This window comes from Aurantimonas endophytica, assembly GCF_014196845.1.
Taxonomy (GTDB): domain Bacteria; phylum Pseudomonadota; class Alphaproteobacteria; order Rhizobiales; family Rhizobiaceae; genus Aurantimonas; species Aurantimonas endophytica.
The window spans coordinates 491,221-514,532 of record NZ_JACIEM010000003.1; the positions used below are offsets into that span (position 1 = coordinate 491,221).

General features: G+C 66.1%; 20 protein-coding genes and 2 pseudogenes. 10 read left to right on the forward strand and 12 right to left on the reverse strand.

What is annotated here, in order from left to right:
• Positions 1-33: 33 nt before the first annotated feature.
• From GGR03_RS13440 to GGR03_RS13460, 5 genes are read right to left on the reverse strand one after another with little or no spacing between them, the layout of a single operon-like run.
• Positions 34-819: an amino acid ABC transporter ATP-binding protein gene (locus GGR03_RS13440; RefSeq protein WP_183208822.1), complete on the reverse strand. Its 786-nt coding sequence runs from the start codon at positions 817-819 to the stop codon at positions 34-36.
• Positions 816-1,538, reverse strand: coding sequence for an amino acid ABC transporter permease (locus GGR03_RS13445; RefSeq protein ID WP_183208825.1), 723 nt, complete (start codon positions 1,536-1,538; stop codon positions 816-818). Before GGR03_RS13445 ends, GGR03_RS13440 begins: the two co-directional genes overlap by 4 nt.
• Before the next feature lie 4 nt (positions 1,539-1,542).
• Positions 1,543-2,202 carry an amino acid ABC transporter permease gene (locus GGR03_RS13450; protein WP_183208827.1) on the reverse strand — a complete coding sequence of 220 codons (660 nt, stop codon included), beginning with the start codon at positions 2,200-2,202 and terminating at the stop codon, positions 1,543-1,545.
• 27 nt (positions 2,203-2,229) lie between these two features.
• A complete protein-coding gene (locus tag GGR03_RS13455) occupies positions 2,230-3,087 on the reverse strand; it encodes a transporter substrate-binding domain-containing protein (RefSeq protein ID WP_183208829.1) in 858 nt (285 codons plus the stop codon).
• Positions 3,088-3,134: 47 nt separating this feature from the next.
• Positions 3,135-4,100: an agmatinase gene (locus tag GGR03_RS13460; RefSeq protein WP_183208831.1), complete on the reverse strand. Its 966-nt coding sequence runs from the start codon at positions 4,098-4,100 to the stop codon at positions 3,135-3,137.
• Here GGR03_RS13460 and GGR03_RS13465 point away from each other — a divergent pair.
• The gene (locus GGR03_RS13465; RefSeq protein ID WP_246367949.1) at positions 4,099-5,163 is read left to right on the forward strand and encodes a LysR family transcriptional regulator; all 1,065 of its coding nucleotides are present in this window, start codon (positions 4,099-4,101) and stop codon (positions 5,161-5,163) included. The genes GGR03_RS13460 and GGR03_RS13465 overlap by 2 nt on opposite strands.
• Before the next feature lie 16 nt (positions 5,164-5,179).
• Positions 5,180-5,470 (forward strand): annotated as a pseudogene (locus tag GGR03_RS13470) (IS110 family transposase); the annotation flags it as partial.
• Between the two features lie 49 nt (positions 5,471-5,519).
• Here GGR03_RS13470 and GGR03_RS13475 read toward each other — a convergent pair.
• From GGR03_RS13475 to GGR03_RS13500, 6 genes are all read right to left on the reverse strand, one after another.
• Positions 5,520-5,993 carry a hypothetical protein gene (locus GGR03_RS13475; protein ID WP_183208833.1) on the reverse strand — a complete coding sequence of 158 codons (474 nt, stop codon included), beginning with the start codon at positions 5,991-5,993 and terminating at the stop codon, positions 5,520-5,522.
• The gene (locus tag GGR03_RS13480; RefSeq protein ID WP_183208835.1) at positions 5,984-6,466 is read right to left on the reverse strand and encodes a hypothetical protein; all 483 of its coding nucleotides are present in this window, start codon (positions 6,464-6,466) and stop codon (positions 5,984-5,986) included. The genes GGR03_RS13475 and GGR03_RS13480 overlap by 10 nt, the downstream gene beginning before the upstream one ends.
• 13 nt (positions 6,467-6,479) lie before the next feature.
• Positions 6,480-8,657, reverse strand: a complete 2,178-nt coding sequence (locus tag GGR03_RS13485; RefSeq protein WP_183208837.1) for a xanthine dehydrogenase family protein molybdopterin-binding subunit — start codon at positions 8,655-8,657, stop codon at positions 6,480-6,482.
• Between the two features lie 69 nt (positions 8,658-8,726).
• Positions 8,727-10,793: a molybdopterin cofactor-binding domain-containing protein gene (locus GGR03_RS13490; protein WP_252920249.1), complete on the reverse strand. Its 2,067-nt coding sequence runs from the start codon at positions 10,791-10,793 to the stop codon at positions 8,727-8,729.
• 65 nt (positions 10,794-10,858) lie between these two features.
• Positions 10,859-11,872, reverse strand: coding sequence for an FAD binding domain-containing protein (locus GGR03_RS13495; RefSeq protein WP_183208841.1), 1,014 nt, complete (start codon positions 11,870-11,872; stop codon positions 10,859-10,861).
• Positions 11,872-12,510, reverse strand: coding sequence for a (2Fe-2S)-binding protein (locus GGR03_RS13500; RefSeq protein ID WP_183208843.1), 639 nt, complete (start codon positions 12,508-12,510; stop codon positions 11,872-11,874). The genes GGR03_RS13495 and GGR03_RS13500 overlap by 1 nt, the downstream gene beginning before the upstream one ends.
• Before the next feature lie 134 nt (positions 12,511-12,644).
• On the opposite strand from GGR03_RS13500, the gene GGR03_RS13505 reads away from it, so the two are divergent.
• Positions 12,645-13,226, forward strand: a complete 582-nt coding sequence (locus GGR03_RS13505; protein WP_183208845.1) for a TetR/AcrR family transcriptional regulator — start codon at positions 12,645-12,647, stop codon at positions 13,224-13,226.
• Positions 13,227-13,720: 494 nt separating this feature from the next.
• On the opposite strand, the gene GGR03_RS13510 is transcribed toward GGR03_RS13505, so the two are convergent.
• Positions 13,721-14,638 (reverse strand): AraC family transcriptional regulator, encoded by a 918-nt coding sequence (locus tag GGR03_RS13510; RefSeq protein WP_183208847.1) that lies wholly within the window; start codon positions 14,636-14,638, stop codon positions 13,721-13,723.
• 369 nt (positions 14,639-15,007) lie between these two features.
• Between GGR03_RS13510 and GGR03_RS13515 the strand changes: the two genes are divergently transcribed.
• From GGR03_RS13515 to GGR03_RS13545, 7 genes and pseudogenes are all read left to right on the forward strand, one after another.
• Entirely contained in the window at positions 15,008-16,111 is a 1,104-nt protein-coding gene (locus GGR03_RS13515; protein WP_183208849.1) for a Gfo/Idh/MocA family protein, read from the forward strand.
• A 33-nt stretch (positions 16,112-16,144) separates the two neighbouring features.
• Positions 16,145-17,161, forward strand: coding sequence for an aldo/keto reductase (locus tag GGR03_RS13520; RefSeq protein ID WP_183208851.1), 1,017 nt, complete (start codon positions 16,145-16,147; stop codon positions 17,159-17,161).
• Between the two features lie 180 nt (positions 17,162-17,341).
• Positions 17,342-17,947, forward strand: a pseudogene (locus GGR03_RS13525) (alpha/beta hydrolase); the annotation flags it as partial.
• Positions 17,948-18,107: 160 nt separating this feature from the next.
• Entirely contained in the window at positions 18,108-18,731 is a 624-nt protein-coding gene (locus GGR03_RS13530; RefSeq protein ID WP_183208852.1) for a (2Fe-2S)-binding protein, read from the forward strand.
• Between the two features lie 4 nt (positions 18,732-18,735).
• A complete protein-coding gene (locus GGR03_RS13535; protein ID WP_183208854.1) occupies positions 18,736-19,755 on the forward strand; it encodes an FAD binding domain-containing protein in 1,020 nt (339 codons plus the stop codon).
• Positions 19,752-21,956, forward strand: coding sequence for a xanthine dehydrogenase family protein molybdopterin-binding subunit (locus GGR03_RS13540; RefSeq protein WP_246367951.1), 2,205 nt, complete (start codon positions 19,752-19,754; stop codon positions 21,954-21,956). Before GGR03_RS13535 ends, GGR03_RS13540 begins: the two co-directional genes overlap by 4 nt.
• Positions 21,957-22,038: 82 nt before the next feature.
• Positions 22,039-23,202, forward strand: coding sequence for a serine hydrolase (locus GGR03_RS13545; protein ID WP_183208856.1), 1,164 nt, complete (start codon positions 22,039-22,041; stop codon positions 23,200-23,202).
• The last annotated feature ends 110 nt before the right edge of the window (positions 23,203-23,312 follow it).

Sequence of the window (23,312 nt, forward strand, 5' to 3'; positions counted from 1 at the left end):
CAATCTCTGGCAAGGGTCGGGTGCGGCGGCCGTTCAGCCGGCCGGCGGGGAGCGCTGGATGAGGCTGAGGAAGCTGGCGAGGCGCGGGTCCGACGGGCTGTCCAGCACCTTTCGCGCCGGGCCGTCCTCGACGATGCGGCCGGCATCCATGAAGACGATGCGGTCGGCCACCTGCCGGGCGAATCCGATCTCGTGGGTCACGACGATCATCGTCATGCCGGTGGCGGCGAGATCGCGCAGCAGCGCCAGCACCTCGCCGATCAGTTCCGGGTCGAGCGCGGAGGTCGGCTCGTCGAACAGCATCAGCGCAGGATCCATTGCCAGCGCACGGGCGATGGCGACGCGCTGCTTCTGCCCGCCGGACAGGGCATAGGGGTAGCGCTCGGCCAAGTCCGCCAGGCCAAGCCCGGCAAGCTGGGCGGCGGCGCGGGCTTCCGCCGCCTCGCGGGTCCGCCGCAGCACCACCATCTGCGGTCGCACGATGTTCTCGCGCACGCTCATATGCGGCCAGAGATTGAGCTGCTGGAACACCATGCCGATGCGCGGGCGCATCGCGTCGATGGCCCGCCGGCTCTGGTGCCGGACCGTATCGCCGGTCAACGCTCGGCCGAACGGCTTGCCGTCCACCTCGATGAAGCCTTGGTCCGGCTGCTCCAACCAGGTCAGACAGCGTAGCAATGTGCTCTTGCCGCAGCCGCTGGGGCCGATGACGGCGACCACCTCGCCTTTAGAGACGTCAAGATAGATGTCGTCGAGGACGCGGTCGCGTCGGAACGACTTGGCAAGACCGCTCACCGAGAGGGCGAGATCCTGCTTCATGCCGCGCTCCGCTTGTCGAAGGAGAGGAAGCTTGCCGCCAGCGCGCTGCGTCCGACGTTCTCGCGCTCGGCCTGTCCGACGCGTGCTTCGAACAGGGCGGCAGCGCGGGCAAAGACGATGGAGATGGCCCAGTAGATCACCGTCACTGCCGCGAAGGCCTCGAAGGGCGCGAAGGTGTTCCCCTGCACGACGAGGCTCTGATAGGTCAGCTCGGCCACGGTGATCGAGCTCAGCACCGCCGATTCCTTGATCATCGTCAGCGTCATGTTGGTCGACGGCGGCACCAGGCCGCGCAGGATCTGCGGGAAGATCACGTGGCGCATCGCCTGGAGCGGCGACATGCCGATGACGCGGGCGGATTCGAACTGGCCGCGCGGCAGCGCCAGGATCGCGGCGCGGACGATCTCGGCGTAGTAGGCGCTTGCGAAGACCGCGAGGGCGAGCGTGCCGGTCACGACGGCCGGCATCCGCACGCCGGCGAAGGGCAGGCCGTAATAGACCAGGAACAGTATGATGATGAACGGGATCGCCCTGATCACCGCGACATAGGCGGCGACGAGGAAGCGCACGACGGGGTTCGGCACGAGCGCCAGCAGGGCGAGGACGATGCCAGCCGCATAGCCGAGCACGAAGGCGGCGGCGGTGATGCGGATGGTCAGCCAGGCCCCTTCGAGGAACAACGGCCAGTATTGCGCCAGGATGCCGAGGTCGAAGGTCATGGAGTCAGGCCCTCGCCATGCGCGTGCGGCGCTCGATGATCGTTCCGACGGCCATCACCGCGAGGTTGATGACGAGAAAGCAGAGCGCGGCGCCGACCAACGTCTCGAAGGGACGGTAGGTGGAGCTGGCGATCTGCTGCGCCGTGCGCAGCACTTCGACGACGGTGATGACCGACAGCAGCGCCGTTCCCTTCACGACGATGGTGATCTCGCTGACCAGCACCGGCGCGATGCGGCGGAAGAGCTGGGGCAGCACGATCCGCTGCCAGATCGCCCGTCGGGACAGGGCCAGCGCGCTCGCGGCCTCGATCTGGCCCGGATCGATGGTCTGGAGCCCGCCGCGCATGATCTCGGTGACGAAGATCGCGCTGTTGATGGAGATCGCGGCGATCCCCGCGGCCTCGGGCCGAAGATCGAGGCCGAAAGCGGGGGCGACATAATAGAAGGCGAAGATCTGGATCAGCAGGGGGGTGCCACGGATGAAGGAGATCAGGACGTTCAGCACCAGGTTGACCGGGCCGATCTTCATGACCCGGATGATGGTCAGCGCGGTCCCGCCAATGATCGACAGGGCCACGATGATCGCGGCGAGCCGCAGATTGACAAGCGCCGCCTCGGCGAGCGCCGGCATGACGGAGAAAAGGGTCGGGAACTGAAACGTCATGGCACCCTTGCTCCGTCCTGGGCCAGATCAGAGCGCGTCCGGCGGCAGGTAGCCGGTATCCGGGATGTCCATGCGGAAGCCGAACCACTTGTCCTGGAGCTCGCCGAGGCGGCCGTCGTCGCGCATCTCGCGGATCACGCCGCTGATGAAGTCGCGGAGGTCGGTGTCCTCGGGCCGGGTGACCCAGGCGAGATAGGTATAGGCCGAACCCGCCTGGACCGGACCGACGAGCTCGAATGTCTCCGGCCGCTGCTTGACGAGGACGGCGAGGTTCGGCAGCGACTGGATGACCGCGTCGATCTCGCCATTGGCGAGCGCAACGTAGGACTCGGTGAAGGCGGTATAGAGCTTCAGCTCGGAAAAGCCCTCGCCGCCGGCTTCCTTCAGCTTGGCGTCGAAATCGCGCGCCACCGGTTCGGTGGACGACGCGAGCTGCGTGCCGACCACTTTGCCCTCGAGATCCTCGGCGCTGGCGAGATCGTCGCCGACGCGCTTCATCGCGTAGGGTTCGCCGTTGGCGATGGGCAGCGTGTAGGCGTAGCGGGCCGCCCGCTCCTCGTTGATGCCGACGGTGGTGGCGACGAAGTCGAACTTGCCGGCAAGGACGCCCGGCAGGATGCCCTGCCACGGCACGTCGAGCTGCTCGACCTCGACGTCCAGCGCCTTGACGACTTCGGCAAGGATGTCGCTGCCGTAACCGACGATCTTGCCGTCCTCGACGAACTCGAAGGGCGGGAAGGCGGCTTCCGTGCCCACCGTTACCTTGCCGGTGCGCTTGATCTTCTCGAGCGTCGTCTCAGCCGAAGCGAGGTTGGGCGACAGGGCGCTGGCGAGAACCGCCGCGCCGGCAATGACGGCGAAGAATTTGCGGCTGATGAAGGACATGCAAGGCTCCTGTCTCGGTTGAGGGGGCTGGCGGAACCGCGTTTCGTCTACGCGGCGGGGGCTTCGAAATAGCCGGCGCGGACGGCGGCACCGACAAGGTTCACGACGAGGCGGCCGGCAGTAATGCTGGTGATGTCGTTGACGTCGGCGGACGGCGTGATCTCGACGATATCCATGCCGAGGACGCGGCCCTTGCGGACCAGGCCGTGGATCAGCTTGCGAACCTGGTGGAAGGTGAGGCCGCCCGGCGCGGGGCCCTCGACGCCGGGCATGACCGAGGGGTCGAGGCCGTCCGCATCGATGGTGATGTAGTAGCGGCCGCCGTCGGGGATGCGGTCGATGATCGCGTCGATCCCCAGATCGTGGACCTCGAAAGCCGGGATGATATGCGCGCCGTAGGCGGCAGCGGCCTCGACCTCCTCCGGCCGGGCACTGCCCTGAGCACGGATGCCGATCTGGAAGATCTCGCCGACATGGGCAAGCTCGGATGCCCGGCGCATCGGGCTCGACAGCCCGTCGCGCACGCCGTTGACGTGGTCGCGCCAGTCTATGTGCGCGTCGACCTGGATCACCGTGACCGGCCCTTCGCCATCGAGGGCACGCAGGATCGGGATCGGGATGCCATGGTCGCCGCCGATGGTGATCGGCATGGCGCCAGCAGCGAGGATCTTGCGGATCGCCGCCTCGGCCCTGGCGAAATGGCTGTGGTGATCGGCGATATCGAAGGGCACGTTGCCGACATCGACGGCCTTGACGGGCCGGTTGTCGTAGATCGGCCCGCCTACGTCGTAATCGTAACGCTCGAGCCCGCGGGTCACGCGATCGGTGACGCGTCGAACGGCGTCCGGCGCCTTGATCTGATCGTTGGATACGGCGTGCGGCTCATAGGCGTTGCCGTAGGGCATGCCGATGAAGACGATATCAGCATCGAGACCGTCAAGATCGTCGGAGAACGGCGCGAACAGGAGCGTCTCATGCGTCTTCGACGGCGGGACGGTAAGAGGGAGCGTCATGGCCTGCCTTCCGATGGGGCCCACCTTTGAACCGAGGTGGCTTTTTTTTGATCACTTCGCGATCGTGTTCTTTCGGAAGGCACTTCGCAATTGCAAAGTCGGAAACCATGCTTGTAAGCTCCGCAACATGAGCCTTGCGCAGATCAAGCCGATCGACACGCTGACGGAGAACGATCTTCGGCTGATGCGGATATTCCGGGTCGTCGCCGAAAGCGGCGGGCTGAGCGCTGCGGAATTGCGGCTCAACATGGAGCGCTCGACGATCAGCCGGCACATCAAGGCGCTGGAGCTGCGGCTCGGCGGCTGCATATGCCTTCGCGGCCCATCAGGATTTGAACTGACCGAGCTTGGCCAGACTGTCCTCCAGGCTGCCATTTCAGCCTGTGATACGCTCGACACGGTGCGCGACCGTCTCAATCAGGCTCGCAACATCCTCACAGGCGACCTGGTTGTCGGTATCGCCGACAATTGCCTCAGCAACCCGCGCTGCCGCGTTGCGATGGCGCTGGCCGAACTCAGCCGGGAAGCGCCGGCGCTGCGCCTCCACGTGGTCGTCCAGACCCCCGCCAATCTGGTGCGCGAGCTGCACGATCGCCGCGTGCACCTTTGCATCAACGGCGCCGTGTCGCACGACGAGGATTTCGTCCGGCACGAACTTTTCGATGAAGAATTCCGTCTCTACGTGAACCGGAGCGCACACCGCGATCCGGTCGGCCTCAGCGATCTTCGCAACCTTGGGATCGGCGTCGTCACGCGCGTCGGAGATCCCTACAGCGAACGGCTGGCGGCCCGGCTCGGACTGCCCAATGATGCCGTCGCGGTCGGGCTGGAAGCGGTGGCGACCCTCATCGCAAGCGGCAGCTATGTCGGATTTCTACCAAAGCACTACGTCGATGTCCTTGCCTCGCGGTTCGTCTTCGAAGAAGTGCAGCAAGGCGAGACGCAACGCTACCGATCGCGCTTCTATCTCAATTACGAACGCAGCCGGCCGCTCACCGCATCCGGGCGCCGCTTCCGTGATCTCCTGCAAGCCTGCCATCCAGAGCAGGCTCTCCCGGCCTGATCGAGTTCTGGAATAGAGCACTGCGCTGCCTGCATGCGTCATCGCCATGGAGGCTTGTTGCGGCGCGCACTTCCTGGGACGCACCTTCGCCGGTCACGGCCACGAGGTGCGGCTGATGTTGCCCGAGTACGTGCAGCCCGACGTCAAGGTGCAGAAGACCGATGACCGGGATGCGAAGGCGATCGCCGAGGCGGCCACGCGGCCGACCATGCGGTTCATGTCGCTGAATTCCGAGGCGCAGCTCGACGTGCAGGTACTGCACCGTGCGCGCGAGCGGCTGGTGCGGTCTGTACTCCTCGAACGCGGGCTCTCTGCCCCGAGCGTCGGCGATGCAGCGGATCGAGCGAATGGTCGCGTCAGACGAAGGCGATCCAACGGCCTGCGAAGACGGCCGCCAGCCAGAGAACGAGGGAGGTCGCCGCGGCGACCGACCCCCGCCCTCTCCGAACCATGCCGGCCAGATCGCTGCCATGGGCGAACAGACGCAGTGCCCCCGCGTTGCCGCCTGCTACGGCAAGGATGGCAAGCTTGGAGAGAAACGCCGGGTTCTGTGCGTAGCTTCCGATGCGGACCGACGCGAGCAGAAGGCCGCTCGCGGCGGCTAGCCCAAACCCCGCCAGCGCCATTCGGATCAGTGTGGGCATCACCGCGTCGAATTTCGGTCCGAGAATGCCCAGAAGACGGAAGTCCACCGGAGCGATCGATCCGACCAGGATGCCGATACCGAGGACGTGAAGGGCCGAGATCGTGGGGTATGCTCCCGGCACCGTAGCGATCAGACGAACGATCTGCAGTCCCTCGACCCACTCGAAGACAACCGTCAGCTGCATCCGTCGATGCCTGGAGCCCAGTCTCCCGTGTAGGAGACGACGGCGCCATCCTCGAGTCGGACCCAGCTGCTGCGCAGCTGGTGCGGCGGAAGGCAGTTCCGCAAGGCGACGACGACGACCCTGTCTCCGACGCTGAGACGATCGGCGAGGTCGTAGAACATGCGGACCGGCGAAAGCTCAATCTTGCGCACCTCCCCGACGTCTTCGGTTCTGACCACCGATGGGCCGAAATACTCCGCCGGTCGGCCGACCTCGAACGGGGGAAGCTCGGGCGCATCAACCTGAACCGTAATTACAGGATGCGGCGGCGAGAACGTGGCATCGGTCACGATCCCGGAGAGAACGATCGGTGTGGCCGCGTCGTACTGTCCCGTTACGCCATGATGGGCGAGGACTCCCCCTGCCAAGCTCAACATCGTGACGGCCACCCCACAGACGTAGCCGAATGCTTTGAACGTGCGACGTTCCTTCATTGGTTGCGATAGCTCACAGGAGATCCTCAGTTCGGATGGGCATTCGGCGCAGCCGCTTTCCCGTGGCGTGGAAGATCGCGTTTGCAATTGCCGGCGAGGCGCCTGCCATCGCGATCTCGGCAACACCTTTGGCACCCACCGAATTAAGCAGCGGATCGGGCTGATCGATGAAGCCAACCTCGATCTCGCCGATATCCGCGTTGACCGGTACGACGTAGTCCGCGAAGTCGTTGTTCAACCAACCGCCGTAGCGCCCGTCGACCTCAGTTGCTTCGCGCAGCGCCCCGCCGAAAGCCCACACGACAGCGCCCTGCACTTGGCTGATCGCAGTGCGCGGGCTGATCACCCGGCCGCAGTCGACGATGCTGACGGTGCGGGGAACCCGGACGCGTCGCGTCCTGGGTTCGACGTGCACTTCCACAAAATGGGCGACATAGGCGTAGGTAGAAAACTCGGGGTATACCGGACCTGATATGATGTCGCCGGTACGCCGCAACGCATCGAGAGCGGTGCCGTCGCGTCCCGGAGGGACATGAGACACCTCGATCGTCAGGGATGGCCGACGGATTGTGGCCAGTTGTCGATGCAAGTTGCCCTCGATCTGGCGGCCGTCCAGCAACTCGGACATGGCGGCGCGCATCCGAGCAACGACCTTTGCTGTGACGGGGGCGACGCTGGTTGTCCCCCAGGAACCCGCCGTGGTGTGCTGTGGCGCGACAGTGGTGTCTCCGATCAGGATCTCCAACTGCTCGGGATCGATGGCGAGGCCCTCAAGGAGGATTGAAGCGATTGCGGTTCGTATGCCCTGACCCATCTCGTGCCCGCCGACCGCGAAGCGTGTGCTGCCATCGGCACCGATCCGCAACGTTGCGATCGTCGGCGAACTGAGGACCGGATAGGATCCGCACGCCATTCCCCAGCCGATCTGGGTGCCATCGGAAAGGGTCGTGGAGGCGGGTCGCGGATCGCGTCGCGCCCATCCGAAGCGACTCGCGCCTTCACGAATGCATTCGTGAAGGAAGCGGGAGGACAATGGCCGACCGGTAACGATGTCTATCCGGGTGTCATGGGCGAGCCGGAACGCGACCGGATCCCGATCCAGTCCGATGGCCAACTCGTCCACAGCACTTTCAAATGCGAAGCATCCCGCCTGGGGGTGTGGGCAACGCATTGAACCAGGAGACTGGGTGTCGATGCGGATGTGAGCGGCGGTGCCAAGATAGTCCGAGATACCGTAAAGCTGGACCGGCGCTGTATGATAGAATGGAGCGAAGCCGCCGGTGCGCGACTGCTGGTGTTCGGCATCGTAGTTGACCGCGATCATCTTACCAGCAGCGTCCGCCCCGAGCTTGATCCGATGGCGGCTGTGGGGTCGGAATGTCGCGACGTGGAAGATTTGCCCGCGCGGCATGACCAGCTTCACCGGCCTGCCGATCAGCATCGCTGCGTGTGCAACCAGGGCGGTCTGCCGCTGAAGCCCGTTCTTCTGGCCGAAGGCTCCTCCGATCGAAGGGCTCTTGACGTCGATGAGTTGGGGATCGAGTTGCAGCGCCTGGGCAACTACGTCCTTGATCCCGCGGCTATGCTGAGTTCCCTCGTGGATCGTCAGCCGTCCGCCGTCCCACACGGCTGTGGTGGAGATCAACTCGATGGGATTGTGGTGCTGCGGGGGCGACTCGTACTCGGCCTCAACGGTGGTCACTGCGCGGGTCATGGCTTGGCGCGCGTCTCCGACGGCAAGATCGGCCACCGCTTCTTGGATCCCCCCGTCGCTCTCGATCAGGGGAGAGAAGTCCTCGAGGGTAAAGGTCGCGCGGACCGATTCCGCGCCCTCGATCGCGGCTTCCAAAGTTTCGGCCAGCACAAGCGCGACGGGCTGGCCCCGATGGGCGATCTGTCGTTCCAGGGTCGGCGGCGGCGCAGCCAGTTCCCCGCCGTCGCTCCCAAGAACCGAGGTGGCGGCCGGAGGCGGCGGTGGAAAGTCGTCCGGCGTCAGCACCCGTACGACGCCTTTTATGCGGAGGGCAGCCTCGGTCGAGAGCGACGTCATGCGGCCTTTTGCGACAGTCGCGGGGACGATCATGGCATGCAGGAGGTTGGAGAAGGGAAGGTCCGCGGCATACCGGATGGTGCCGGTCACCTTTTCTCGCGCGTCGACCCGTTCACGGTCGGGGAATGGTCCCGTGGGCATCGGCGTTTCCTTGGCTATGGGACAAGCCGGCTGCGGCGAACGCCGGAGCTTGGCAGAGATCGGGCAGGTCTAAAGAAGATCCTCCACGCGGATGGGCAGCTTGCGCACCCGTATCCCGGTGGCATGAAAGACGGCGTTCGCAACGGCCGCGCTCACGCCGACCATGGCCGATTGGCCAAGGCCCTTCACGCCCACCGAGTTCGCCATGGGATCGGGCTCATCGAGCAGCCCTACATCGATCTCGCCGATATCGGCGTTCACCGCGACGACATAGTCGGCGAGGTCGTTGTTCAGATAGCCGCCGTAGCGGGGGTCTATCTCCGTGGCTTCGAGCAGCGCATGGCTCACGCCCCATACGACCTGCCCGTAGACCTGACTGGCCGCCGTACGAGGGCTGACGACCCGGCCGCAATCGGCGATGGTCACAACGCGCGGAATCCGCAGGCGCCGGGTCCGCGGCTCGACGTGCACCTCTACGAAGTGGGCACTGTAGCTGTGGCTCGTGAAGCCGGGATACTCGGGTCCGATGGCAGCAAATCCGCCCTGGCGAAGGCTTTCGAGCGCATCCACCGTCTGCCCGGGAGCGAGCTGCGACACCTCCACCTGCAGGAACGGACGACGGAGGGTGGCGAGCTGGCGATGAAGGTTGCCGGCGACGGCCCGCCCGTCGAGCAACCGGGCGAAGGCGGATTGCATCGTTTCGACGGCGGACGCAGCAGCAGGAGCGACGCTCGCCGTGCCCCACGAACCCGCCGTCATGTGCTGCGGCGCAACGGTGGTGTCCGCGATCGCGATCTCGAGCCTTTCCTCGTCCAGATCAAGACCGCTGAGCAGTATGGCGACGATGACGTTGCGCATGCCCTGGCCCATCTCGTGACCGGAGACCGTAAAGCGGCTGCTGCCGTCCGCGCCGATCCGCAGCGTGGCGATGGCTGGTGTTGCCGCGGATTGGAAAATCCCGGAGGCCACACCCCAGCCGACCAATGCTCCGTTTGTTGCGCGCATCGATAACGGCTCGGGCGTGCGACGCGACCAGCCGAAGCGGCGCGTGCCTTCGGTCAAGCAAGCGTCAAGGGACCGGGAGGAAAGCGTACGGCCGTTCTGTGGATCGACCGTCGTGCCGTTCGCAAGCCGAAGCTGCACCGGATCCATGCCCAGCTCGTACGACAGTTCGTCGATGGCGCTTTCCATCGCGAACACCGACGGCTGTGAATGGGTCCCGCGCATATAGCCCGGTGCATTGCGGTCCAGCACGAGGTTGGCTGCGGTGCCGTGGTAGTTGCCGATGCCATAAAGACGGGTCGCATCCTTGTGATGCTCTTCCGCCGGATAGTACCCGCCCTCGGATTGCTCCTGCACCACATCGTGAAGCAGAGCGACGATGCGGCCAGCAGGATCGGCACCAACCCGTATGTGGTGGAGACTGTTCGGGCGATAGGTCGCGGTATGGAAGATCTGCCCTCGCGTCTGCACGAGCTTGACGGGACGCCCGGTCAGCATGGCGGCGTGGGCTACCAGAGCGGTCTGGCGCTGCGTTTCCTTCTGGCCGAAGCTGCCGCCGATCGTTGATCCTTTCACATCCACGCGCGTCGGATCGATCCCGAGTGCCGCGGAGACTGCATTCTTGACACCTTGGGTGTCTTGGGAGCTTTCATGGATAACGAGTTGTCCGCCGGTGAATACAGCGATGGTGGCAATGAGCTCGATCGGATTATGGTGCTGCGTGGGCGACTCATAGGTCGCTTCAATCGTGCGAGTAGCACTTGCCAAAACTGAATCGGCACTGCCGAAGGTCACCGCTTCGGCTGGGATTCTCCTTGCGCCAGCGCTATCGAGGACCGAGGCGAACGGCACAGGCTCGTAGAGGGGCCGGATCGCCTCGGCCCCCTCGATGGCCGCTTCAAGCGTTTGTGCGATGACCAGCGCAACCGGCTGACCGCGGTAGGCGACTTCGAATTCCAGCGTCGGCGGCGATGCAGGCGTTGGGAAATCGCTGGGCGTGAGCACCCGGACGACGCCGGGGACTCGCATCGCGGCGTCCGTAGGGACTGACGATATCCTACCCTTGGCAATACCGGCGGGCACCGTCATTGCGTAGAGCATGCCGGTAAATTGCAGATCCGCGGCATATCGCACGATGCCCGTGACCTTGTCGTGAGCGTCTACTCTCGGTCGATCGGGGAAGGGAGCCGGAGGCACAATCAGCTCCTTTCGGCAGCGATGGTGATCGCATCGGCGACCGTCCGCGCGCCGAGCTCGGTCTTGAAGCTGTTGTGCCGACCGGCGGTAGCGTTCGAGAAGGCCGCCCGTCCTGCAGCGAGAGCCGTCTCCGCTGTCAGGGTTTGACCAGTCAGCTGCTTTTCGGCAGCGCTCGCACGCCATGGACGCGTGGCAACGCCGCCTAGGGCGATGTGAGCTCGCCCGACCCGTTCGCCGTTCATCTCCAACGCGACGGCCGCCGAAGTGAGCGCGAAAGCGTAAGACTCCCGGTCACGGATCTTGTGATATGTCGAACGGACACCCGCCGCGTTTTTCGGCACGATGATCGCCGTGATGATCTCGCCCGGTGCGAGCGTAAATTCCAGATCCGGCGTGTCGCCCGGCAAGCGGTACAGGTCGTCGACTGGCAGCGAGCGGGAGCCGGAAGGACCGAGAACTTCCAGGGATGCGTCCATCGCGAGCAGTGCGACGGGCCAGTCACCCGGCGAGACCGCGGTGCAGGCTTCACTCGTGCCTAACACGGCCTGGCCACGATCCAGTCCGCCGATGGCAGCGCAGCCGCTACCCGCTTCTCGCTTGTTACACGGGTAGACACCGACATTGCTGGTGCCGCCCGAGCCGTTCCGGAAGTACAGGCAACGGGTGCGCTGCAGAAGATTGCCTCCTACGGTCGCCATGTTCCGCAATTGCTGCGAGGCTGCCTTCGTCAGGGACTCAGCGAGGATCGGATATTCACGCGCGACCACCGGGTCTCCGGCCACCGCACTCATCAGCGCGAGCGCCCCGAACCGGAGTTCTTCACCGTCGGTCTCGATCCGGTCGAGCCCGTCGATGGACGCGATGTCGATCAGATGGCTGGGACGCTCGATGTTCAGCTTCATCAAATCGTACATCGAGGTTCCACCGGCGATGTAGCGCGCGCCTTCCCCGGAGTTCATGAACGCGCTCACGGCCTCTTCGGCTGAAGCTGGTCGCATGTAATGGAACGGGCGCATCAGCTTCGCTCCATCACGGCTGCGGCATCCTCGATGGCCGCGACAATGCCGACATAGGCCCCGCATCGGCAGATGTTGCCGCTCATGTACTCGCGGATGCGTTCCCTAGAAGTCGCGTTGCCCTCCGCCACGCAGGCAACCGCCGCCATGATCTGGCCGGGCGTACAGTAGCCGCACTGGAGCGCATCGTGGTCGATGAAGGCCTGTTGCATCGGATGCAGCGCATCGCCCTGCGTAAGCCCCTCGATCGTTAGAATTTCCCGACCTTCCATCTTCGCGGCCAGGGTCAGGCACGAGGCGACACGCTGTCCGTCGACATGCACGGTGCAGGCCCCGCACTGTCCGTGATCGCACCCCTTTTTCGCCCCCGTCAACGCGAGACGCTCGCGCAGCAGATCAAGGAGGGATGTGCGCGCGTCGACCTCAAGGTCGAAAGTTTCGCCGTTGATAGTCGTGTGCACGGCAATTGCGTGCTCGGCAGCAACAGGGAGGGCTGGCGAGGCTGCGACCTCTTGCCCCCCCGCCCGTCCAATGAGCGGTGCGACGGAGGCCGTCGCCCCGGCGATTATAGCTGAGCGGCGCGTAAGCACGAGGGCGCCGTTTGTGACCGGTGCTCCTTGGTTCGGTTTATCCGACATAAGGACTCTCCCTTGCATGGCCGGGGACGCGGGGCGGCTTTGCCGAACACATGCCGCCCTGTATAAGGACGGCTGGTACGCATATATGTACCGATCGTATCTATGAGTCAATTGCCCAGCGGTGACGTTGTTCGATGAGTTCTGAGGTCAGCCGTCGCTCCATTGGCGCTCGTCCCAACCCCGACGCTGCGGACGCGATCCTCGACGCCGCGGCCTCTCTCCTGCAGCGCAAGGGCTTGCGGGGTCTGACCACCGACGCGATCGCGCGGGAGGCTCGTGCGAGCAAGACGACGCTCTATCGCTGGTGGCCTAACAGAGGGGCATTGCTTCTGGCCCTTTACGTTCGGCGTAAGGGCAGCAGCGTGCATGAGGACACGGGATCTTTAATCCAGGACGTTGCACGAACATACGAGCGAGTGTTTCGCACTTGGCAGAACGAAGGCCAGCTGTTCTCGCTCATCATCGCAGAGGCTCAACACGACGATGGTGTCGCAGAAGCGTTGGTTGCCTTCCGGAAAGAGCGTGTAGACGATTGGCTACCTGTACTGCGACGTGCGGAGGAGCGCTCAGAACTCGTAGATGGCGCTGATCTCGAGGCGTTGGCCGAGTCGATCGTCGCGCATGCGTGGTTCTATCTGATCACAAGGCGCTTGGGATCGGATCCAGCAATTTTGGCAGCCAGAGTGATCGGTCCGTGGCTACGGAAGAACAGATGACGCTTAATACGATTTTCTGGGCCGGCCGCCGGAATCCCATCGCAAATACCAGGATCGAGCGCAGCATCGAACCCCGACGATGGATCCGTTTAGTGGGGGAGGATCACGAAACTGATTGGCCAGGAATGAGCCCAGTCAATCGGTAGCTTTGAATAACACGATCGAACAGCGAAATGTCGTCCCTGCTCCGAGCCGCAAGCTGAGCCCCAACGACGGCAGCATAGATCGCCAATGCTCTCTCTTGCGTCGGCTGTCCATCTTGGGGGTCTAACTTCTCGAGAACCTTCGTCAACCACCTTACATTTACATCGACGAAGGCGCCAACCTCTACCTTTACTGGCTCAGGCAATACATCGTACTCGGCACCCATGATCCCGCAGAGAGGCATACAGCGGGTCGCGCGGCAACGACGACGCAGGATAGATGTCCCGCAGATGCAAAGGCTCCGGCGCCGCGGCCATCAAAACGGCGACGCTCAGCGGTTGCTGCGCGGATCACGCGGAAGCCGATTGCCTGGTCTGGCCGAGTTCGCGCCTCAGCGTGGCGCGCAGCGTCGCCGCATCGTCGCTCGGCGTCAGGTTGAAGAGCCGGCGATAGTCGCGGTTGAACTGCGACAGGCTTTCGTAGCCGACATTGTAGGCGACCGCCGCGATGGTACTCGACCCGGAAAGTCCCCGGCGCGCCTCCTGCAAGCGGACGCGCTTCTGGAACTGGATGGGCGACATCGACGTCACCGCCTTGAAGTGTCGATGGAAGGTCGGAACGCTCATCCCGGCCTCGGCAGCGAGATCGGGAATGCTCAGCGCCTCGGCATAGTTTTCCCGGATCCAGGCCGTCGTCCGCCCGATCCGGGCGGCATGTCCGTTGGAGAACGCCAGCTGGCTGAGAAGCGGTCCATGCTCGGTGTGAAGCAGACGCCAGACGATTTCCCGCCGGATCAACGGCGCCATGACCTCGATGTCCCGCGGCCGATCCAGCAGCGAAAGCAACCGTATCAGCGGATCGAACAGTTCGGCGTCCAGCGTGTACTTGGCTGCCACGAGATTGTCCGGCGCCTTCGGACGAAAACCGGACTGCTCGCGCAGCAGGTCTGCGACCACCACGGGATCGATCTCGAGATGGATCGCGAGATAGGGCGCGGACGGGCTGGCTTCGGTGACCTGCGACGTCACAGGGACGTCGACGGCACAGAGCAGGGATTCCCCCGCGGCGTAGCAAAACGGATTCTCGCCGACCATCATCTCCTTCACGCCTCGCGCCACCAGCCCGAAAGAGGGTTGGTAGATGGAATGACCAACCTCCGACGGCATGTCCGTCCGGCCGACTTTCAACCCGTCGATCGGGGTCACGTAGTCATACCGGGCATGACGCTCGATGATGGCAAGCAAATCGGAGAATGTCGCTTTCGTCATGGGGCCAAACCTCCTGCATCAGGTGATCGGATCTCGGAAATCGCGCAGGGAACGAGCCGCAGCGGTGTTTCCGTCGCCAAGCAGTCCGGCCCGACGCTCGGCAAGTTCGTCAGTTAACCCTGCCGAACACTATGCACATCCTATCAGGAGTGCGCCCGATCCTCTCAAACACCGCAAGTTGACCCGGAATTCTGACAGCGCCTTTCGGCCTCTTCACCCAGTCCGGTGTCGTTCCGAGCGGCTCGGGACGAATGAGAGGAACGGGCCGGCCGCTGATCGGATCCGCATAGCTCGCGCCGACACCCCCCGCCTATGTTCCGGCGCCGGCGCCGAGCGGCGCCCGATCACAGCGATGCCGGAGCATGGGACATGTCGGACAGGAATTTTCGCGTCGGGATCATCGGAGCGGATACGCAGGCCAGTTGGGCAGGCGCATCCCATATCCCCGCACTGCAGTCGCAGCCGTCGCTGGTCCTGGCCGCGGTTGCTACCCGGCGGGAGAAGAGCGCCAGGGCCGCCGCGGCAGCGTTCGGCGCCGAACGCTGGTTCGCCGACCCGTTCGCGATGATCCGGGACGACGCGATCGACGTGGTCACGGTCGCGGTCAAGGTTCCGGCACATCGGGACCTGGTGATCGCAGCGCTTGAGGCCGGCAAGGCCGTCTATTGCGAGTCGCCTCTCGGCGCGACGCTCGCGGAGACCGAGGAAATGGCCGCCGCCGCCGGATCGCTGCACACTGCGATCGGCCTGCAGGGTCGTTACAATCCCGCGGTCCGGCGTGCTGCCGAGCTGGTTTCGTCCGGAGCGCTTGGCCGGCTGATGTCGGCGCGGGTCGGCGCCACGACCTTCGGCTACGGCCCGCAATCGCCCAGCGCCTACGACTATTTCAACAAGGCGGCGTCGGGCGCGAGCTTCATGACGATCACCACGGGTCATGTGCTGGACGTCGTCGAGGCGGTGCTCGGCGACATCACGGAAGTCGACGCGCGCACAAGACTTCTGTGGCCGCAGATCGAGATCGTCGACACCGGCGAGACCTCCGTCCGCGACATTCCCGACCATCTCGACCTGATCGCCATGACCGAGAGCGGCGCACCAGTCTCGGTCCAGGTCCTGTCCGGCGTACCGGCGGACGAGGCGAATTTCACCCTGGAGATCCGCGGGTCGGAGGGTTGGCTGAAGCTCGCCGGCAACCACCTGGCCGGCGTCCAGGTCGGCGACCTGACGCTCACCGCGAGCGTCGACTTCGCCGCGCCCGACGCGCCGGTCGCCAGCGGCGTCGGGCCGACGGCTGCCGACTTCTGGGCGGGGGCCGCGATCAACGTCGGCGAGGTCTACGCTTCTCTCGCCCGCGATCTTGCCGCCGGCACAAGGGAGACGCTGGGCTTCGCCCACGCGCTCCACAACGGCCGCCTTGTCGCCGCGGTGGAGCGCGCGGCGCAGACGGGACAGCGGCAGCACCTCGCCGGCTGACCCTTCGCTACACATTCGAGCAGGAGAAATCACATGCGCATGCGCAAGCTGGGTAGCAGCGGGCTGTTCGTATCGGAGCTGTGCTTCGGCGCCATGACGTTCGGCGGGACCGATGGCATATGGGGCCAGGTCGGCCAACTGGGCCAGGAAGACGCGGACGCGTTGGTGAAAGCCGCTTTTGACGCGGGCATCAACCTCTTCGATACGGCGAATATCTACGCCAATGGGCGCAGCGAGGCGATCCTCGGCCAATCCCTGCGCAACCTCGGCATCGCGCGGGAGGACTTCGTCGTCGCCACGAAGGTTGCCTCCGCGATGGGACCCGGGCCGAACAGGCGCGGTGCCTCGCGCGGCCACATCCTGAGCGAAGCCCGCGCCAGCCTCGAGCGGCTGGGGGTCGACCATATCGACCTCTACCAGATCCATGCCTTCGACCCGGCGACGCCGATCGAGGAGACGCTGGAAGCGCTCGATACGCTCGTGCGCGCCGGCGACGTCCGCTATGTCGGGCTGTCGAACTGGGCCGCCTGGCAGATCATGAAGGCGATCGGGATCGCCCGTGCCCGCCAGCTCGCGCCGATCGCCTCGCTGCAGGCCTACTACACGCTGGTCGGCCGCGACATCGAGCGGGAGATCGTGCCGATGCTGCTTTCCGAGGGCGTCGGCCTCATGGTCTGGAGCCCGCTAGCCGGCGGCTATCTCACCGGAAAGTACTCGGGCGGCGGGACGGGCGACGGCGGCCGGCAGACGGCGCTGGACTTCCCGCCGATCGACCGGGTCCGGGGCGAGCCGCTGATCGCAGTGCTGAGGGCCGTCGCCGAAAAGCACGGAAGCCGCCCGGCGCAGATCGCGATCGCCTGGCTCCTGCGGCAGGCGGTCGTATCGACCGTCATCATCGGGGCCAAGCGGGTCGAACAGCTCGTCGAGAACGTCCAGTCGACGGAGATCGCGCTGGACGACGACGACATGGCGGAACTGGATGCCGTCAGCCGTCTGCCGATCGAATATCCGGGCTGGTCGCTGAACGCGTCGCGCGACCGCAGCGCGTAGGCAAAAGGCCGGACCGACGGCACGGCGAAGGGGCGGATGGATCATCCCGACCGAGCCCGTCCTTTCGCGCGGCCGAGGGCGGCCCTGCGCAGAACGCTGTCGACGAACCCTCGGACGCGCGACTGTCTCCTCTGACGGCCGGCGACGGGGTCAGGGCCGCTCCTCCTTGAACTGCCGTCGCACGGCGCGCCGGTGGGCCTGCGACTGGCGCTGCGCCATCCCGAGCGCATGGCGGTGATCATCTCCCAGAACGGCAATGCCTATGTCGACGGCTTCAGCGACGAATGGGGGCCGTGGGAAGCCTGTTGGCGCGAGCCGAGCGCTGCCAACCGCGAAGCCCGCCGGCCCTCGCTCGCGCCCGACACGATCCGGAACTGGCAATACGGGACCGGTTCCGACCCGCAACACCTGTCGCCCGACGGCTATAAACTCGACATCGCCTACATGGCGCGCCCCGGTGCGGAGGAGATCCAGCTCGACCTGATCCTCGACTACCGCAGCAACGTCGCGCTCTATCCTGCCTTCCAGTCCTGTTTCCGCGAGCACCGTCCGCCGCTTCTTGCGGCATGGGGGCGTCACGATCCGGCCTTCCTGCCCGCCGGCGCCATGGCCTACCGGCGTGACCTGTTGGACGCGGAGATCCACCTGCTCGACGCCGGACATTTCGCGCTGGAGACGCATGCCGAGGAAATCGCTGCCCTGATACGGTCGTTCCTCGACCGGGTTTCGTCCCCTCGAAGGCGAAGTCCCGTGGAGACGCCGTGCCGGCCGCCGTCGGCCGGATGACAGTATCCGCCCAGCCACTGATCGGATCTGCATAGCGGGCCCGTTGCCGCATCACCGATAAATGCGGCGACGCAACAGGAGCACCAGAAGGGAGACGCCGGCAAAGGCGGGCGGTCGCGGAAGCACCTCCTCGAAGGGCTCACCGGCACGGATCGGGTTCATGATCAATGACGAGACAGACGGGGCACGGGGACACGCCACCAGCCGGCGCCGGTTCCTGATAGCCTCCGCGCTGACGGGGACGGCGCCGCTCCTGCCGCGTGAAGCGGCATCGCAGACGGTGGCCTACGCGCCCTCCCCGAGCGCCCACGCGTCAGTGGGCGTGACGCTCCGCATCAATGGCCGGGAGCACCGGCTGGACGTCGACGTCCGCACCACGCTCCTCGATGCGCTGCGCGAGCATATCGGCCTCACCGGCGTGAAGAAGGGCTGCGACCACGGCCAATGCGGCGCCTGCACCGTCCTCGTGGAGGGACGGCGCGAGCTCTCCTGCCTGACCCTGGCGGTTTCGGTCGGGCAGCGCGATGTGACGACCATCGAGGGCCTCACCGAACCGGACGGCGAATTGCACCCCATGCAGCAGGCCTTCATCGATCACGACGCCTTCCAGTGCGGATACTGCACGCCCGGCCAGATTCTTTCGGCGATCGGCTGCGTCCGCGAGGGCCATGCCGGCTCGGCAGCGGAAATCCGGGAATACATGAGCGGCAATATCTGCCGCTGCGCCGCCTACCCCAACATCGTGGCTGCGGTGACGCAAGCGCGCGATGCGATGGAGGGGTAGAGCCATGCGACCCTTCCATTACTCGCGCCCGGCCTCGATGGCGGAGGCCCTGCTCGAAATGCGCGACGTGCTTGCCACCGATGCGCAATCCTCTGCCGCCTTTCTTGCGGGCGGCACGACGCTCCTTGATCTCATGAAGCTCGATGTCGTCCGGCCCGAGCGGGTCATCGACCTCGGCGCGATGCGCGAAGAATTCGATTTCATCCGGCTGGAGGGGTCGACGCTGCGCCTTGGGGCGTTCGCGACGATGGCGGCCGTGGCAGCCCATCCGGACGTCGTCAGGCTTTACCCGGTGATCGCACAGAGCCTGTCGCTGGCGGCCAGCGCGCAGCTGCGCAACATGGCGAGCCTCGGCGGCAACGTGCTGCAGCGTACGCGCTGCGCCTATTTCCGCGATCCGTCCTGGGACGCCTGCAACAAGCGCGTGCCCGGAAGCGGTTGCGCGGCGGTGGACGGCGCCAACCGCATGCATGCCGTGCTCGGGACGAGCGATCACTGCATCGCCACCTATCCCGGCGATTTTGCCCAAGCACTTCTCGCGCTCGACGCTTCCGTTGCCATCGCCGGCCCGCGCGGCAGCCGGACGATCCCGTTCGCGGCCCTGCACCGCTTGCCGGGAGACACCCCGGATCGCGAGACGAGCCTTGCGGCGGGCGAGATCATCACCGAGTTCGTCGTCCCGGCCGCAGAATGGACGCGCCGGTCGCTGTATCTGAAGATCCGCGACCGCCAGTCCTACGAGTTCGCCGTCGCCTCGGTCGCGGTCGCGCTGGATCTCGACGGCGCCACGGTGCGCCAGGCCCGTATCGCGCTCGGCGGCCTCGCGAGCGTGCCGTGGCGGGCACACGCGGCCGAGGAGGCACTGCGCGGAAGCGATCTGACGGAAGAGACGGCGCGCGCCGCCGCCGGGGAGGCCTTTGCCGGCGCCGTCCCGCAATCCCACAACGCCTTCAAGATCGCGCTCGGCCAGTCGACCCTGGTGCGGGGGCTGATGCACGCGGCATCGATGGAGATCCCAGGATGAACCAGACGCTGTTTCCAACGCCCAGCGGCACGATGGGCCCGGCGCTCCCACGCTATGAGGGCCGCGCCAAGGTTACCGGAGACGCGCGCTACCCGAGCGACGTTCGGCTCGCGCGCACCGCTCACGCCTATCTTCACACGAGCCGGATCGGGCGGGGCACGATCGAAGCCTTCGACCTTTCTGCCGCCCGCGCCGTTCCGGGCGTCATCGAGATCCTGACGAACGAGACGATCGGCGGCGAGATCCGGCAAATGCCGGCGATCTACCAGGGCGGCTATCTCGCCGACTCGGCGCAGCCGCTCGGCTCGGCCGATGTCGCCCACTGGGGCCAGCCGATCGCGATGGTCGTCGCGGAAACCTACGAAGCCGCCCGCGAGGCCGCCAACCGGATCGGCGTCACCTATCGGCCGCATGCCGCGTTGGCAGCCGATATGGACGCTGCCGAGGCGAGCGAACAGGCGCTCGATCCGATTAGCTTCGGCGTCGGCGATTTCGCTGCGGCCTACGAGGCGGCGCCGGTCAGGGTCGACGCGCGCTATTCCACCCCCGCGCAGCACCAGAACCCGATGGAACTCTTCGCCACGCAGTGCGCGTGGGAGGGCGACCGGCTGACGGTCCACGAGCCCAGCCAGAACCTCAACAACATCAGGTTCGGGCTCGCCGAACAGCTGGGCCTCGACGCCGAGAAGATTCGCGTCGTCAGCCCCTATGTCGGCGGCGCGTTCGGCGCGAAGGGGTTCCTGACCCAGCGCACGGCGCTGGTTGCCCTCGCCGCCCGACGGCTCGGGCGCCCGGTCAAGCTGGTGGCGACGCGCGAGCAGGGTTTCACCGTCTCGGGCTACCGGGCCGAGACCCGCCATCACGTCCAGCTGGCCGCGGATCGCGATGGCCGCCTGACCGCGCTCCGGCACGAGGGCTGGGAGCTGACCTCGCGGGCCGACAGCGTCGCCATGGGCGCGGTGTCGATGACCGCCCGGCTCTATGCCTGCCCCAACATCATCGGCCGCGTGAACGCCGTCGGCGCAGATCGCTCGACCCCCGGTTTCATGCGGGCGCCGGGCGAGATGTCCTACGGCTTTGCCATGGAGACGGCGCTGGACGAGCTCGCCCATGCGCTCGCGATGGACCCGGTCGAGCTACGGCGGGTCAACGACACGCCGGTCGAGCCTGTCGGCGGCCTGCCCTATACCAGCCGCTCGCTGATGCAGTGCTTCGACGCGGCAGCGGGCGCCTTCGGATGGCACGAGCGGACACAGGCGCCGGGATCGATGCGCGACGGCGACTGGCTGGTCGGATGGGGCTGCGCCAGCGCCTTCTATCCCGCCCAGGCCGGCAATTCGGCTGCACGCGTCCGGCTCTCGGCCGACGGGCGGGTGCATGTGTCGAGCGCCGGCCACGAGCTCGGCCAGGGCATGTACACGATGATGGCGCAGGTCGCGGCGGAGGAGCTCGGCGTGCCGGTCGACCGGGTGACGGTCTCGCTCGGCGACACCGACCTGCCCCCGGCGGTCGTTGCCGGGGGTTCCTCCTCCACCGCCAGTGTCGCGCCCGCCATCATGGCCGCCTGCGACGCGATCCGCCGACGGCTCGGCATCGAGGACGCCCCGCCCGCGAGCGTGATGCCGGCGATGGAAGCCTCCGGGATGGGCGTCATCGAGGAATTCGCCGAAGCCCGCGCGCACGGCCAGCCGCCGGAGAGCATCCAGGGCCTTTATCGCGGCATGGCCTTGCCGACAGGCGGCGCGCATCTGCCCAGCCGGGTCCAGTTCGCCCTCGGCGCCCAGTTCGTCGAGATCCGCGTCCATGCGCGGACGCACGAGATCCGCGTGCCCCGGGCCGTCGGCGCCTTTGCGGCGGGACGCATCATCAACCCGCGAACCGCCCACAGCCAGCTCGTCGGCGGCATGATCTGGGGCATCGGATCGGCGCTGCACGAGCACAGCGAGATCGACACTCGGAACGCCGGCTACGTCAACGCGAACCTCGCCGATTATCTGCTGCCGGTGAATGCCGACGTGGTCGACGTCCAGGCTATCCTTGTCCCGGAGGAGGACAGGCTGGTCAACCGCGCGGGGGTGAAGGGGGTCGGCGAGATCGGCGTCGTCGGCGTCGCCGCCGCAATCTCCAACGCACTCTTTCATGCGACGGGGCGGCGCCTGCGCGATCTGCCGATCCGGCTCGAGCACATCATGTCGACATGATGGTCGGTAGACATCCGGGGGTTGCCGCGGGCGTCTTGTCGTTCAAGGCGGCGGTTATCGACGCGACACGAGGTTTCGAAACATGAGACGAGCAATCCAGCGCAGGATGGCGTGCGCCGTCCTGGCCACCCTCATGGGCACGCCCGCGATGGCGGACGAGGCGATGCGCGCGACCGTCGATGCAGTGGTGGAGCCGCTGATGGCCGAGCACGGCGTGCCCGGCCTGTCCGTCGCGGTCCTCCACGACGGCGAGCGCCACGTCTTCCATTACGGCGTCGCCTCCCGCGAGACGGGCGTGACGGTGGGCGACGAGACCCTGTTCGAGATCGGATCGCTGTCGAAGCCCTTCACCGGCACGCTGCTGGCGCGACTCGAGGCGGAGGGCGCCGTGGACCTGTCGAGCGAGGCTCAGAATATGCTGCCGGCGCTGGCGGAAAGCCCGATCGGCGGGGCCAGTCTGCTCGAACTCCTGACATATGCCGCTGGTGGGCTGCCGCTGCAGTTTCCCGATGGCGTCAACGAGACGAATTTCGCCGAGTTCTACCGCGATTTCGAGCCGATCGACGAGATCGGCGTCAGCCGCCTCTACTCGAACCCGTCCATCGGGCTGGCGGGGCATCTGGCTGCCGCAGGCGCCGGCGACTCCTTCTCGTCGCTGATGGCGGACAGGATTTTCGAGCCGCTGGGCCTGACCGACACGTTCCTCGCCGTTCCCGAGGATCGCCTGGACGACTACGCCCAGGGCTATACGCGCGACAATTCGGCCGTGCGCGTCAATCCGGGGCTCTTCGACGAGGAAGCCTACGGCATCAAGACGACGGCCAGCGACTTCCTCCGCTTCGTCGAGGCTTCCATCGATCCGGTCGGGCTCGACGCCGACCTCCAGGCAGGCCTGTCGAAAGCGCGCACCGGCGTCTACCGGGTCGATGCCATGCATCAGGGCCTTGGCTGGGAATTGTACGGCGCGCCGGCGCGGCTCGACGACCTGCTCCAGGGCGCCGACACGGCCTTCGTGCTCGAGCCGAACCGCGTGGAGCGGCCCGCTTCGTCGGTGACCGGCGACGCCGTCGGGACGGTGTCGAAGACCGGCTCCACCGGCGGTTTCGGCGCCTATGCGCTGTTCCAGCCCGAGCTCGGCACTGTCATCGTGCTGCTCGCCAACCGGTTCTGGCCGAACCCGGCCCGCATCGAAGCGGCGCACGCGATCCTGGCCGCGATCGATCCGGACTTCGTGATGCAGCAATAGGATCGCTGCGGCCGGCGTCGCCCCGACTATGCATCGCCGGCCGCGTCTGCTTCGTTGGAATTCAAGCAAGGACGGACTTGGATTCCAGCGTGCTGCATGCCGCCCTTGAT

Bases quoted from the DNA above. Each gene is read 5' to 3' on its own strand.
- GGR03_RS13510 (WP_183208847.1), bottom strand. From the start codon at position 14,638: ATGACGAAAGCGACATTCTCCGATTTGCTTGCCATCATCGAGCGTCAT.
- GGR03_RS13460 (WP_183208831.1), bottom strand. From the start codon at position 4,100: ATGACGCTCCCTCTTACCGTCCCGCCGTCGAAGACGCATGAGACGCTC.
- GGR03_RS13475 (WP_183208833.1), bottom strand. From the start codon at position 5,993: ATGCAGCTGACGGTTGTCTTCGAGTGGGTCGAGGGACTGCAGATCGTT.
- GGR03_RS13465 (WP_246367949.1), top strand. From the start codon at position 4,099: ATGGCCTGCCTTCCGATGGGGCCCACCTTTGAACCGAGGTGGCTTTTT.
- GGR03_RS13505 (WP_183208845.1), top strand. From the start codon at position 12,645: ATGAGTTCTGAGGTCAGCCGTCGCTCCATTGGCGCTCGTCCCAACCCC.
- GGR03_RS13450 (WP_183208827.1), bottom strand. From the start codon at position 2,202: ATGACGTTTCAGTTCCCGACCCTTTTCTCCGTCATGCCGGCGCTCGCC.
- GGR03_RS13535 (WP_183208854.1), top strand. From the start codon at position 18,736: ATGCGACCCTTCCATTACTCGCGCCCGGCCTCGATGGCGGAGGCCCTG.
- GGR03_RS13440 (WP_183208822.1), bottom strand. From the start codon at position 819: ATGAAGCAGGATCTCGCCCTCTCGGTGAGCGGTCTTGCCAAGTCGTTC.
- GGR03_RS13455 (WP_183208829.1), bottom strand. From the start codon at position 3,087: ATGTCCTTCATCAGCCGCAAATTCTTCGCCGTCATTGCCGGCGCGGCG.
- GGR03_RS13515 (WP_183208849.1), top strand. From the start codon at position 15,008: ATGTCGGACAGGAATTTTCGCGTCGGGATCATCGGAGCGGATACGCAG.
- GGR03_RS13520 (WP_183208851.1), top strand. From the start codon at position 16,145: ATGCGCATGCGCAAGCTGGGTAGCAGCGGGCTGTTCGTATCGGAGCTG.
- GGR03_RS13540 (WP_246367951.1), top strand. From the start codon at position 19,752: ATGAACCAGACGCTGTTTCCAACGCCCAGCGGCACGATGGGCCCGGCG.
- GGR03_RS13485 (WP_183208837.1), bottom strand. From the start codon at position 8,657: ATGCCCACGGGACCATTCCCCGACCGTGAACGGGTCGACGCGCGAGAA.
- GGR03_RS13545 (WP_183208856.1), top strand. From the start codon at position 22,039: ATGAGACGAGCAATCCAGCGCAGGATGGCGTGCGCCGTCCTGGCCACC.
- GGR03_RS13445 (WP_183208825.1), bottom strand. From the start codon at position 1,538: ATGACCTTCGACCTCGGCATCCTGGCGCAATACTGGCCGTTGTTCCTC.
- GGR03_RS13495 (WP_183208841.1), bottom strand. From the start codon at position 11,872: ATGCGCCCGTTCCATTACATGCGACCAGCTTCAGCCGAAGAGGCCGTG.
- GGR03_RS13530 (WP_183208852.1), top strand. From the start codon at position 18,108: ATGATCAATGACGAGACAGACGGGGCACGGGGACACGCCACCAGCCGG.
- GGR03_RS13480 (WP_183208835.1), bottom strand. From the start codon at position 6,466: ATGAAGGAACGTCGCACGTTCAAAGCATTCGGCTACGTCTGTGGGGTG.
- GGR03_RS13500 (WP_183208843.1), bottom strand. From the start codon at position 12,510: ATGTCGGATAAACCGAACCAAGGAGCACCGGTCACAAACGGCGCCCTC.